General features: G+C 72.5%; 1 pseudogene. It reads right to left on the bottom strand.

The annotated features are described in order from the left end of the window. Positions 1 to 316 (bottom strand): annotated as a pseudogene (locus tag EN807_RS34010) (HlyD family secretion protein); the annotation flags it as partial.

Below are 316 nucleotides of genomic sequence, written 5' to 3'. Positions count from 1 at the left end.
CCGTCGAAAACGCGCGTTCCGGCACATAGACGCTAAGCTGCACGGCGCCGTCCGGCAGCACCGAGATGACAGGCGCGGTCGGGCCCGCCGTGTCGCCGGGATTGCGGATGACGTCGTTGACGCGGCCGGGCGAAGGGGCCGCGAGCGTGCGCTTGGAGAGGCGCCACACCGCCTGCTCCAGTTCGGCCTGCGCCTGCTTGACCTGGTTGTCGGCGGCCTTGATCGTCTCGGCGCGCGCCGGCAGGCCGCCGACGGCGAGATTGGCCTCGGCCTGGCCGACCTGGGCGTTGGCGGTTTCCAGCGTCGCCGAGGCGGT

This window comes from Mesorhizobium sp. M5C.F.Ca.ET.164.01.1.1, assembly GCF_004792125.1.
Taxonomy (GTDB): domain Bacteria; phylum Pseudomonadota; class Alphaproteobacteria; order Rhizobiales; family Rhizobiaceae; genus Mesorhizobium; species Mesorhizobium wenxiniae.
This window is presented reverse-complemented; position numbering and strand designations above follow the sequence as displayed.